The organism is Micrococcus sp. GbtcB5, from assembly GCF_019091605.1.
Taxonomy (GTDB): domain Bacteria; phylum Actinomycetota; class Actinomycetes; order Actinomycetales; family Micrococcaceae; genus Micrococcus; species Micrococcus luteus.
Map to the genome: position 1 here is coordinate 1 of NZ_JAGXJK010000040.1, position 11,165 is coordinate 11,165.

Genomic DNA, 11,165 nt, shown 5'->3' on the forward strand with positions numbered 1-11,165 from the left:
GGTTCGGTGTGCGTGGGTGACGAACTCTTCGACCGGCTCGATGCCCGTCACCTCATGGTCCAGCGAGGCCAGGTGCGCGGTCCAGTGGGCCGGCCCACAGCCGACGTCGGCCAGAACCCCATCCACCCGGTCGGCCCAGGCTTCGACCAGGAGCCTGTCGTCCTCGGCCACGGCGTCCATGGTGCCGAGCTGCTTGGTGTACTCGGCCGCGCGGGCGCCATAGGCGGCCCGGTTGGTGAGAAGTCCTTCCCGGGCGGCGTCGTCAGGGGTCACTGCTGCCCCTCCGCCGGCGCGAGGAGCTGCCAGAGCTCGTGGTCCTGCCAGCGGCCGGCGATCCGCAGGTACTGCGGGGCCAGGCCGTACCGCTGGAACCCGTGGTGTTCCAGCACGCGGCGGGAGGCGTGGTTATGGGGGAGGATCTCGGCCTGCACGCGGTGCAGTCCGAGCTCGCCGAAGGCGATCTGCAGGGCCTGCCCGACCGCGGCGGCCGCCACGCCGCGGCCCGTCGCCTCAAGCGCGACCCAGTAGCCGATCGAGCAGAACTGCCCGGCCCCGCGGACCACGCTGGCCAGGGTGAGACGGCCGAAGATCGAGCCCGCCGCGTCGGTGATGAGGAACGCGTAGGAGCGGTCCGCTGCACGGTCGTGCTCCGCCTGTTCAAGGGCCTCGCGCTGGCCGGCCTCGGTGAACCATCGGGCGGGGCGTTCTGGCTCCCACGGGGCAAGGTGCTCGCGTTGGCTCCGTGCCAGGGCGGCGAGGGCCTCGGCGTCGTCGAGGACGGCAGGGCGCAGACGGACGGGCATGGATCGAGCGTAGCGACCGTGATCCCGTGCGCTGGTCAGGCGATGGGCAGGAGGAGCCGGTGTCAACCCTTCAGGGCCTGATCGGCGTATGAATCAAATTGGCGCGTTTCTGAAATCTTCGCTGCATCTCGACATCTTCGCTGCATCTCGACAGCCGGAGACGGCACCGCAGGAGTGCCGTTCAGGTGCCATAACGCGAGCGGGAAGCCCGCGGGAAGAGCGGGAGTCGAGCGCCTCCACCCATCGGGAAATCCTGAAGGACGGGGAAGAAAGAAAAGCGAGATTTTGCCCTCTGGAATGGGCTGATTCGCTCGGGTTAGCCTCCTCCTCTCGACTCCGTCTCGCTGAGGAGGCTACCCGACGAGTCAAGTCCATGGAAGGGGGTACCGGGGTGATCTGCCTTCCACATGATTGCGTTTTTACGGCAGGGGGTACCGGGAGGCGATCAGAGGGGGGGTGCGTCGGCGAGGCGGGGGGAGGGACATCGGCGGCGCGGGCGGGCCTTATGGGCAGTGAACGAGAGTCGTCGGCCCCGTCCTCGGGGCCAGAGGGTGAGGCCGCAGATGAGCGTGGACATGGAGCCGCAGATGGGTGTGGGCACGGCGCAGGCCGGCGCGCATCAGGAGGTCGACGAGGGGCTCAGGGTGCTGGCCCCTCAGCCGCAGCCGGCGAAGTTCCTCGGGATCGGATCGGGACTGGTCGCCGCCGGCGCGCTGGCCGCCGGCATGTTCGCCGCCACGGACCCGGCCCTGGCCTACACGGTCGCCGGCGGTGGTGCCGGCGTCTCGACGGCATCCCTGGTGGTGGCCGAGCGGGCGAGGCAGCGGGCGGAGATCGCCGACCACTTCACCGAGCAGATCTGCCCGGTGATGATGATCCGCCCGCGGCCGTCCCGGGCCGCGGTGAAGCTCTCCCGCTGGCGTGGGGGGTTCATCGGCCTGCCCCAGCAGGTGCAGCTGACCTACCACGCGAGGGTGGTGCCGGACCCGGAGTGGCTGAAGTCCCTGGCCGAGGTCACCTCGGTCAGCCTCGGGGCCAAGTACAAGGTGGAGGCCCACCTGCCGCGCAAGCGACGCGTGGTGCTCGGTGCCGTGGGGGCCGAGCAGGTGGAGAAGACCGACCCGACCGTGGAACGCGCCTCCCGGGTGGTGCGGGACCTGCTGGGCGAGTCCGCCCGCGTGAAGGTCGAGCTCAACGACGACGGCGACGCGACCCGCATCGAGGTCGCCCACGAGCAGGGCAGCAACATGGCCATGGCCTCCAAGCGGCTGCGCGTGGAGCGAGTCCTGGCCACCCGCGTGCCCGGAGACTGGGTCCCGGAGTGGAACCTCGTGGAGGACACCGTCGTGTTCTCCGCCCGCGAGCCGATGCCCTCCCTGGTCCTGCCCCCGCCGGAGCATTCCCCGCTGGTGCGCACCCACGCCGACTACCGAGATTTCCAGATCCCCCTGGGTGTGGACGAGGACGGCGAGCAGCTCTCCTGGCACCCCCGCAAGCAACCCCACATGGTGGTGGTCGGCACCACCGGCTCGGGCAAGACCGTCGTGGAGCAGAACGTCGTCCAGCGCCTGACCCAGGCCGGCTGGAAGGTCTGGGTGATCGACGGCAAGCGGATCGAGTTCATCGGCCTGCGGGACTGGCCGAACGTGGAGCGGCTGGCCTCGCGCATCGAGCACCAGGTGAAGCTGATCGAGGACGCCCACGACCTGATGAACGAGCGCTACGCGCTGATCGAGGCCGGCAAGGCGACCTCCGCCGACTTCGAGCCCGTGGCCCTGATCGTCGACGAGGCCACCACGCTGCTCGAGGCCGCCGACGACTGGTGGGCCGAGGTCAAGCCCAAGGGCGGATCCTCCAAGTCCGCGGTGCTCAAGCGCCTGGGCAACATCGGCCGCCTGGGCCGCTCGGCGAAGATCCACATGCTCATCGGCCTCCAGCGCGCGGACACCCGCTTCATCTCCGGTGAGTTCCGCGACAACCTCGGCATGCGCGTGGCCATGTCCCGCCTCAGCCCCGACGGCGCCAAGATGATGTGGGACTCCTACGTGGTCGGCACCACCATCCCCCGGCACATCAAGGGCCGCGGCATGGCCCTGAACTCCGCCGGCGTGCCCGTCATGATCCAGACCATCTACGCCCCCAACCCCGACCCGGGATCCGACGACTACGACCCCCAGCGCGTCGCCGCGGTGCGCCCCCGCGAAGTCGTGCACAAGAAGATGCTGGTGGAGATCCTCGAGCCGGTCACGATGGACCTGGACGGCAACGAGAACCCCACCAGCTACGCCGACTACATGGACGCCCGCGTCTACGAGGCCCCCGACCAGCCCCAGGTGCAGCCGGCCACCGCGCCCGCCGCCAACGCGGCCGTCCCGGCCGCCGCGCTCGCGGCCTTGCAGTCCCTGAACACTGCTCCCGCCACTGCCGCGGTCGAGGAACGCCCGACCGGGCGCCCCTCTCCGGCTGTGCTGGCCGACCCCAGCCGCCCCGTGATCGCCGAGCGCAAGCACGTGCCCTACGTCCCCGACGACGAGCAGGACCTCTTCGAGGGCTACGGCGAGCCCGTCGAGTCCCCGGCCGAGGAGTTGCAGGCCGGCGACCTGATCCAGATCGACCCCGACGCCGAGACCTGGGCGGTGCTCGCCGAGGACCCCCAGGAGGACGAGACCGGGATCTACCTGGAGTACATCGAGCGCGACACCGGGGAGGCCGGCGGCATCTCCGTGGCCGCCACCGAGATGCTGCCCACCCGCCACGTCGAACACGAGGAGAACTGAGATGAGCGCGAACACCAACGGCACCAGCGACGGCACCGACATCATCTGGATCACCCTGGCCGGCATGTTCTTCCTGGGCACCGGCGCCTTCACCGCCTGGGCCGCCAGCGCCATGAACTCCGTGCGCCAGAGCCTGCTGGAGATCGGCCTGCTCGTCCCCGCAGACCAGGCCTCCTTCGAGCTCGCAGACACCGGCGTCGGCGTCAGCCTCCCCCTCGTCCTGGGGGCCGGCGCCGTGCTCGTGGCCATCGTCATGATCGCCGCCTATCGGGCCGCCAGACGCCGGGCCCGCGGCCTGGACGACTGACCTGACGGACTCGTCAGCAGCTAGGGACATGCCGCGGAGAGCCCGGCCTTGTGGTCAGTGAAGGCGCCCGTGCAGGGCGGATGGAACGGACCAGGAGGTTGGCATGTGCAGGGCTCAGGGCGAGGCGGGGTGTCCCCACGGACGTCGATGCCCCCCGAACGCAACGGCACGGGAGGCCGCGCTGAAGCGTCGACGGGAGAACCGGGCGATCGGACAGCAGATCGCCCGATGGGCCAAGGCCGAGGGCAAGGCTGACGAGCTGGCCGAGCTGAAGAGGCAGCGCAAGCCCATCAACGAGATCAAGGAGTGGGCCGGTCAGGCCGGCGCTCCGGAAAGCGTCTTCGCCCGCGCCGCGGGCCCGGCCAAGAAGGGATGGGAGGCCGCCAAGACCGAGCTGCGCAACGACCCCAAGGCCCCAGCCCGCCGCGCCCCGGCCCGCGGGGGAGCGCCGGCCGCCGCAGCCGCCGGCGGAGCAGGAGGCGTCGGCGGCGGTGGGGGCGCTGGCGGCGCCGGAGTGGCCGGTGGCGGCGGAGCCGTCGGCGGCGCAGGCGCAGGCGCCGGCCGCGACCACCGCACCCCGACCCCGGCTCCCGGCTCAGCCTCGACGGGCGCTCGCGGACCCGAGTGGTCGGAGTGGGAGGAGCAGTGCGGCGAGGAAGAGGCCGCGCGCGTGGCGTTGCTGGTGGAGCGGCAGGGGCGCACCGCCGAAGAGCGGCAGCTGATGCGGATGGACTCGGCGCGTGAGGGTGCGCCGGTCGCGGGCAAGGGCGTCAACGACATCAAGCGTCTGGTGTGGGACGACGGCGCGTGCGGCTACTTCAAGCCCTACGACGAGCTGGACATGGACACCGCCGAGGCCTATGGCCACGACGGCCGGCACCAGCCCACCCATGAGGCCGCGGCCTCGCAGTTCGCCCAGGCGCTGGGCCCGAAGTACGCGGCTCTGGTGCCTCCGGTGGCCCTGGTCAAGTACGAGGGCCAGTGGGGCTCCATCTCCTATGGAGTCCCCGGGGGGCCGATGCGGGCAGGGGCGAACGTGGTGCACATGGCAGAGCACCACTCCGACCAGGCCAGCGATCTGGCCTTCTTCGACTGCCTGATCGGGCAGGTCGACCGCCACCGCGGCAACGTCCTGATGGATCGCCGCGGCCTCTCGGCGATCGACAACGGATTCGCCTTCACCGACGGCGTCGGCGGCGTGAACGCCTCGATGTTCGTCGCCGCGCGCTCACAGCACCCGCAGGCCCGCGCGACCACTCGGGAGGAGAAGGCCATCCTAGCCCGCTTCCTGGACTCCGAAGACGGCCTGGGCCTGCGCGGCACGATCGAGGAAGGCCGCTTCCACGAGGTGCGCCGGCGGGCACGCCTGATGCAGAGCAAGGGCCGGATCCTGAGCCTGTCGAATCTCTACGAGCGCTGATAAACTGATACAAGATCAACATAAGGAGATCTGATGTTCACCATCACCATCCACCACCTGGACGGCCCCTCCGGCCTCCAGCGGCACGTCGGATACGTGCACGTTGACGGGGAGGACGTCCAGATCCATGACCCCGAGGGGCACCTCGACCTCGAGCTGCCCACCCCCACCGTCGACGACCTCGGCCGCGGCGAGCGCCGGCGCGCCACCTACGCCCAGGACCCCGTCGTGTGGGCCTACAACCTGCCCGCCCTGCTCCGCGGGCCCTACGTGCTCGCCCAGCGTCATGACCAGACGCCGGACTGGGTCGAGCAGCTGCTGGAGCAGCCGCAGGCGCCGGCCGCCAGCTCCCCCGGTAGCGCCGAGCTCATCGCGCAGCTCATCGCGGGCAGCTCCGCAGCCAAGGAGGCCGCGGCCGAGCCGGCATGACCGGCCGCGGCGATCGCGTGCGGATGAGCTCGCGGCCGCAGCTTGGGCCCGCGGATCGGACGGGGACGTGTCGCGGAGATGCAGCATGAGCTGCTGCTGCACCGACCGCGAAAGACGCTTGTGCGATAGGCGGGAAGCGTGTATGGTTAGACACGTAGCGGGCCCCATCAGGGGGCCTGCACCCCTCGTCGAAGGAGCGCCCCATGGGACGCATCGCCCACCGCATCTACAACGTCTACGGCCCGGACAGCGCCGACATCGACTGCCTCTGCCCCCTCTGCGGCAAGGCCGACTACGTCTCCATCACCCAGGACGAGGCGGACGCCCTGGACGCCGGCCAGCCCGTCCACGAGGTCCTGCCCCACCGCACCAAGGTGGAGCGGGAGCGGACCATCTCCCAGATCTGCCCCGACTGCCAGGCAAACCTCTGCTGACCTCCCCGCCACGGCGGCCCCCCTCACTGGAGGGGGGCCGCCGTCGTCTCATGCGCCAACGCTCCAGCCCCGGGCCAGCAAGACACCTGCGGAGCCGGGGGGACGCGCACACGGGGGCAGCACCGCCAGGGCCACCCATGGTCGCAGCGTGGGCGGACCCGTCCACTCGACGGCGACGCCGGCGTGCGGGCGGCCCGGCCCGGCCGGCCCGGAGCGAACGCGTCCGCGAGCGCGGGTCGGCCGGGGACGTGTCGTGGAGATGGGCGGCCGGCTGCTTCAGCCCGGCCGGCCGGGCTGCCTCGGCTGCGGAAGCTGGAGGTCCGGGGCATGTCCCCGGCACGGCTGCGGGGCGGGCGCGGAGCCGCGCGGGGCGGGGGAGAGCGAGGCCTGTTCAGCCGGGGGATGGATACGATCAGCATCCCACCGGATCCGGCGAAGGACACCATGACCAGCTCACTGCTCACTGACCTCCGCGAGCGCGTCATCGACGAGGCGGAACCGTTGCCCGGCCTGTTGCGCAAGTGCCTGATGCTCGGCGCGCAGACCGGCTCGCAGAGCCTGCGGGAGTGGGCGAGGTTCGAGCTCAACGGCTACCCGGACGACGTCGACGCGCCTGCCTACCGGAGCATCCATGCCGGCATGCTCATGTCCTCCATCAGCGGCAACACCGTCGTGAGCAGGAAACCCGTCTCGTGGTACGACTTCCCCGACGACGTCCGGGAGGTGCTCCCCGAACTGCTGACCCTCAAGGGGCCTCTGGCGGAGATCGAGGAGATGGCGACTCGGGAGGCGTTCCACTACGGGACCGGCCCGCTCAGTGCAGCGCAGATGATGTTCAACGCCATCCTGCCGCCGCATCAGCAGATCACCAGCCTGATGTACGCGGTGCCCGGTCCGACCCTCCGCGGCATCGTGGACCGCATCCGCACCAGCCTGGTCGAGCTCGTCGCCGACCTCACCGCCGACACCCCCCTCGGCGAGCTGCCCAGCCGCGCCGCGGTCGATGCCGCGCTGAGCGATCGCGTGGGCGTGCAGTACATCACCTATCTCCACGCGCCGTCTGGCCCTGTGGCTGTTGGCGAGGGCGCCCATGCTCAGAGCACGGTCGAAGACCTCTCTCGCGCGCTTGCAGACCTGCGTGTGATGGCGGAGAAGGAGGGGGAGGAGGAGCTGACCGAGGCCATCGACGAACTCCAGCAGGCGCTCCAGGAAGACCAGCCCGCCGTCGGCCCTGTGGCTGAGGGAGCCGGTCGCCTGCGTCGTCTCGCCGCCAACGTAGGGAGCGCGGCCCTGGGGTCCGCCGTCACGGGGGTGGTGGAGACTGCCACCGCCATGGCCTTCGGCGGCGTCTTCGGCTGAGGGCCCGGGGGCCGCGTGCCGCCGAGGGCGGGCGACGTCGCCCCGCCGGCGTGCGCCAGGATCTCAGCCCCCCCGATCCGCGAGAGCGGGCCAGGGACGCCGACGGGCGCGGACCGTGCGGTCCGCGCCCGTCGGGGGAGGTGGCGGCTCAGGGCTGGGGGTGATCCAGCTCGTGAGCGGCCATGGCGTCCAGGGTGCGGACCAGATCGGGGAAGAGCATGGTCAGCACCTCGATGGAGCGGGCGCCCTTGGGGTGGTCGGCGACGGCGCGCCAGTGGCGCGCCACGGTGCGCGCGTGGTTGTCGCGGCGGGTGTAGAAGGCCTTGGCGTCCTGGTACCCGGCCTTGTAGCCGTCGGCGTAGGTGGGGGTGGTGGTCTGCTGCTCCATGAGCTGCCTCCTCCGGTAGGGGTGCAGGTGGCCGAATGCCTCCCGCTGTGTCAAACCATACACTCACGATGGGGTGGTGACAAACCCGCGAGCGCGGGCAGGGCGGGGACGTGTCGCGGAGATCCGCAGCCGGCAGCTGCACCTGGAGCTACCGGCTGCGCGGTCGAGTCCGCGACAGGGGGGGCGCCGGTGAGCGGCCCCCGGGCCGGTTCGGTCAGCCCTTAACGGGCTTCCCGGACAGGTCGAGGTCGGCGGCGACCACGGCCACCGAGGTGGCGCGGATCATGGCGGACACGGCGCGCACGTGTGCGTGGCACGGGACGCACGCCTTGGCGAGCGCCAGGCGCTCGTCGGCCTGGGTCCCCTGGCCCCGGAGCCAGGACACGTAGGCCAGCACGGCCAGCGCACCGGCGGCGGCCTCACGCGGACCCATGGCCACGGCGGCGTTGAGCACCGCCTCCGCCTCCACCGTGGCCTTCCAGCTCAGCCCGTCCGGGAACGTGCCCGTGTGGAAGTCCACGCCCTCCATCCGCCGCGGCCCGGTCGCATCCACCAGGGCCACGTAGAGGTACTCGGGATCCTGGCGATCCAGGGTCGCCATGGCGGGCGGGCATGCAAGAGCCCCCCTGAAGGAAGATCCTCCAGAGGGGCTCAACTTTGCATTTTCTCCTAATCAAAGGAGTAGAAATATCCAAATCAGTAGTTCCACGATGTGGGGTACGAGATCGGACGCGAAGGAAGCTACCGCCTCCCAGGGGACTGCATGAAGCCACTCGGCAACCTTCTCGGCAGCTTCGACAGTGTCGGTGACTTCGACCATGCGGTCGGCAAGAATGAAAATGAATATGAGTATTGGGTTTATCTTGATGCGTCTGATCCACCTACTCAAGATGGACGGACGGTGCGTGCCTAACGGACTCTCACAGGAGCCTCTCCCTGTCTCGTAGCGGTTGTGATGTGCACGTGTCAGGCCGCTGCAGCGGCCTCGTACTCTGCCATGGGTCATGCTTCGTTTCCTCTCTATGCGAGGCACCCGCGCGGCGAGTTCCGCGGGGCGCACCGGGAGTTCCCCAGCCTTTCAAGTATAGCAAAGGAGGGACAGAAAAGCAAATCAGAAGGTGTTTAGTGAATGCACCTCTGAGAACCCGAACGAATCCGGGAAGAGTAGGCCAAAGAAGGGCAGTTGGTTAGCGTCTACTGAACACCACCACTGGCACCTGGGAGAGCGACCCAGTGCCCACGGCCATCAGTGGCGAGCGAGTGTGGAGGGCGGGGACGTGTCGCGGAGGGCCGCTGCCGGCTCCGCGAGCTCGAGCTGCCGGCCGCCGCGGCTGCTGGAGCTGGGCATCCGGGGCATGTCCCCGGCACGCCGCGGGGTCTGGAAGCGATGCGTGGGGGCTGGTGGCACGGGGTGTGGCCGGTGCGCGGCCGCGGCGGGCGTGCTCGGGGTGGCGGGCCGGGCGGGGACGTGTCGCGGAAGGACGCTGCCGGCCGCGCCAGCTCGAGCTGCCGGCCGCCGCGGCAGCTGGAGCCGCGGGCCCGGGCCATCTCCCCGACACGGTCCGCAGCGGGGCCCTCACGGCCAGCAGCCGAGAGCGCGTGGGGCCGCCGACGGCTGGAAGCTCAGCAAGGGGGGAGGGCGCGGAGACGGCGGCACGACAGGGCCCCGCCGTGGGGGCGATGTCTGGGCCGGCGACCGGCGGGGGACGTGTCGTGGAGGGGCAGCCAGCTGCCGGCGCCGCGCTGCGAGCTCGCGGTGCCGCGGAGACAGCGGCAGCCGCCGCGGGCGGACGGCCCCGCCCGCATCGTGCGGGCGGGGCCACCGGGGGTGTGGGCGCTCGCGGCCCGGGCGGTCAGCGGCGGGGCCGCCGCAGTGCGACGACCCCGCCGATAGGGAGAGGGAATCAGGCCGTGGCCGGAGCCTCGGCGGTCCCGCGGGTGCTGGCCCGCTCCACGGCGGAGCCCTCCCGCACGCTGGCGGACTCCGGGGACTGCATCAGCGGCACGGCGCGGAACAGACGTCCCACGCCCTCGTACTCGGCGTCGATCGTGGGGAGCTGATCCCGACGGATCGGCATCAGAATGCCGTGCGCCCACTGGCCGTGGACCCACGCGACGGGCTTGCCCGAGTGGTTGGTGTCCGGGTCGAACGTGAGCACCTCACCGTCGCTGGTGTACCGCGCCGTCACGTCGGCCAGCGCCTTGACGTACTTCGGATTGACCGTGAACGTGCCCTCCTCGAGCGCGCCCCGCGGCTGGGTGTGCAGGCGGAACAGGGAAGCGATCTTCGGATACTCGTCCGCGTCCGCGTAGTTCTTCAGCGGCACCGTCTGCACCTGCCCGTTCGCCGCGTGGACGGTGAACGTGACGGTGTCCTCGTCGGCCGTCAGCTCCACCGTGCCGTCCTTCTTCGCGGCGCGGAGCACCGGGAGCAGAACCTTCAGGCCCGAGCGGTGCAGGCGCACCGGCGGCAGGCCCGCGCCGTGCGCGGGCGCCTCCAGGGCGTACTCGGTCAGCGTGCGGGCGAGCTGGTAGCGGTCCGTGCTGTAGGCGATCAGGCCCTGGTCGGTCACCTCCAGAGGGACCGTGGTCAGGCGAGCCCCGACCGGCTCGTCGGCGAGGCGGGCGGGGTAGGAAGCGACATCGAGACCGCGGAGCAGCTGGCGGGCGTTGAACGTGAGCATGAGAGCCTCCAAGGCTAGGGGTGCAGGGGGCCGGTTGCCTCCCGCTGAGTCAAACCATACACGCTTTGTGGTGTGGACGCAATCGGTTGTGTGGTGTTGCTTGTGGTGAGGGTGTGGTGGTGTGCTGGCGGTGTTATGGCATGGGCGGGGGTGGGGGCTGCGCCGCCCGCTCGGCCCGCCCGGCCCCTCCGCCGCCCCGCCGGCCCCGGCCCGCCCGGTCCCCGGCCCCCTGGCCCGGTGTGTGGGCGTCTGAGGGCCGTTCGGGGTGCGGGTGGGCTTGTGGGGGTGCAGGGGTGGGAACGGGGCGCAGGCGGGCGCACAGCGGCCCGTGGTGCGCCCAGCTGACCCCCTCCCGTCCTCGGCCCACCGTTCGGCAACCCTCCCGGCGGCGCGTCAGCGCCCGCCGTGCCCCACCTACCGATGGGCACCCAACGCGCGGGGCACCCAACCGGCGCGCGGAGCGCGCCAGGCGAGCGGAGCGAGCCGGCCCCGCGCCAGCGGGGCGAGGGCCCGACAGGGCCCGCCGGAGGCGGCCGCGTGAGCGGCCCGCCTGCTGCCCCCCCC

10 protein-coding genes and 1 pseudogene are annotated in these 11,165 nt (G+C 71.3%); 6 read left to right on the forward strand and 5 right to left on the reverse strand.

All coding sequences use genetic code 11. The features are described 5' to 3' along the window. Window positions 1–273: pseudogene (locus KVS67_RS10825) on the reverse strand (hypothetical protein); the annotation flags it as partial. Continuing rightward, window positions 270–803 carry a GNAT family N-acetyltransferase gene (locus KVS67_RS10830; RefSeq protein ID WP_101966197.1) on the reverse strand — a complete coding sequence of 178 codons (534 nt, stop codon included), beginning with the start codon at window positions 801–803 and terminating at the stop codon, window positions 270–272. The gene KVS67_RS10830 and the pseudogene KVS67_RS10825, both read right to left, overlap by 4 nt. A 563-nt stretch (window positions 804–1,366) precedes the next feature. On the opposite strand from KVS67_RS10830, the gene KVS67_RS10835 reads away from it, so the two are divergent. The 6 genes from KVS67_RS10835 (at window position 1,367) to KVS67_RS10860 (ending at window position 7,529) form a co-directional block, all read left to right on the forward strand. Next, complete coding sequence (locus tag KVS67_RS10835) at window positions 1,367–3,580, forward strand: type IV secretory system conjugative DNA transfer family protein (RefSeq protein WP_143741622.1); 2,214 nt, start codon at window positions 1,367–1,369, stop codon at window positions 3,578–3,580. Between the two features lies 1 nt (window position 3,581). After that, window positions 3,582–3,887 (forward strand): hypothetical protein, encoded by a 306-nt coding sequence (locus KVS67_RS10840; protein ID WP_098471859.1) that lies wholly within the window; start codon window positions 3,582–3,584, stop codon window positions 3,885–3,887. Window positions 3,888–3,990: 103 nt separating this feature from the next. Next, window positions 3,991–5,307, forward strand: a complete 1,317-nt coding sequence (locus tag KVS67_RS10845; protein WP_173233047.1) for a hypothetical protein — start codon at window positions 3,991–3,993, stop codon at window positions 5,305–5,307. Between the two features lie 33 nt (window positions 5,308–5,340). Then, window positions 5,341–5,736: a hypothetical protein gene (locus KVS67_RS10850; protein WP_098471858.1), complete on the forward strand. Its 396-nt coding sequence runs from the start codon at window positions 5,341–5,343 to the stop codon at window positions 5,734–5,736. Between the two features lie 203 nt (window positions 5,737–5,939). Further along, the gene (locus KVS67_RS10855) at window positions 5,940–6,170 is read left to right on the forward strand and encodes a hypothetical protein (protein ID WP_098471857.1); all 231 of its coding nucleotides are present in this window, start codon (window positions 5,940–5,942) and stop codon (window positions 6,168–6,170) included. Window positions 6,171–6,614: 444 nt separating this feature from the next. Further along, window positions 6,615–7,529: a hypothetical protein gene (locus KVS67_RS10860; RefSeq protein WP_098471856.1), complete on the forward strand. Its 915-nt coding sequence runs from the start codon at window positions 6,615–6,617 to the stop codon at window positions 7,527–7,529. Between the two features lie 148 nt (window positions 7,530–7,677). Here KVS67_RS10860 and KVS67_RS10865 read toward each other — a convergent pair whose 3' ends face one another. From KVS67_RS10865 to KVS67_RS10875, 3 genes are all read right to left on the reverse strand, one after another. Next, window positions 7,678–7,917, reverse strand: coding sequence for a hypothetical protein (locus KVS67_RS10865; RefSeq protein WP_098471855.1), 240 nt, complete (start codon window positions 7,915–7,917; stop codon window positions 7,678–7,680). Between the two features lie 214 nt (window positions 7,918–8,131). Then, the gene (locus tag KVS67_RS10870) at window positions 8,132–8,518 is read right to left on the reverse strand and encodes a hypothetical protein (RefSeq protein WP_098471854.1); all 387 of its coding nucleotides are present in this window, start codon (window positions 8,516–8,518) and stop codon (window positions 8,132–8,134) included. Between the two features lie 1,303 nt (window positions 8,519–9,821). Next, a complete protein-coding gene (locus KVS67_RS10875; RefSeq protein ID WP_098471853.1) occupies window positions 9,822–10,601 on the reverse strand; it encodes a hypothetical protein in 780 nt (259 codons plus the stop codon). Window positions 10,602–11,165 lie beyond the last annotated feature (564 nt).

What these genes read in the sequence shown, in the direction of transcription:
- KVS67_RS10830 (WP_101966197.1), bottom strand. Translation starts at nt 803, where the DNA reads ATGCCCGTCCGTCTGCGCCCTGCCGTCCTCGACGACGCCGAGGCCCTC.
- KVS67_RS10835 (WP_143741622.1), top strand. Translation starts at nt 1,367, where the DNA reads ATGAGCGTGGACATGGAGCCGCAGATGGGTGTGGGCACGGCGCAGGCC.
- KVS67_RS10840 (WP_098471859.1), top strand. Translation starts at nt 3,582, where the DNA reads ATGAGCGCGAACACCAACGGCACCAGCGACGGCACCGACATCATCTGG.
- KVS67_RS10845 (WP_173233047.1), top strand. Translation starts at nt 3,991, where the DNA reads ATGTGCAGGGCTCAGGGCGAGGCGGGGTGTCCCCACGGACGTCGATGC.
- KVS67_RS10850 (WP_098471858.1), top strand. Translation starts at nt 5,341, where the DNA reads ATGTTCACCATCACCATCCACCACCTGGACGGCCCCTCCGGCCTCCAG.
- KVS67_RS10855 (WP_098471857.1), top strand. Translation starts at nt 5,940, where the DNA reads ATGGGACGCATCGCCCACCGCATCTACAACGTCTACGGCCCGGACAGC.
- KVS67_RS10860 (WP_098471856.1), top strand. Translation starts at nt 6,615, where the DNA reads ATGACCAGCTCACTGCTCACTGACCTCCGCGAGCGCGTCATCGACGAG.
- KVS67_RS10865 (WP_098471855.1), bottom strand. Translation starts at nt 7,917, where the DNA reads ATGGAGCAGCAGACCACCACCCCCACCTACGCCGACGGCTACAAGGCC.
- KVS67_RS10870 (WP_098471854.1), bottom strand. Translation starts at nt 8,518, where the DNA reads ATGGCGACCCTGGATCGCCAGGATCCCGAGTACCTCTACGTGGCCCTG.
- KVS67_RS10875 (WP_098471853.1), bottom strand. Translation starts at nt 10,601, where the DNA reads ATGCTCACGTTCAACGCCCGCCAGCTGCTCCGCGGTCTCGATGTCGCT.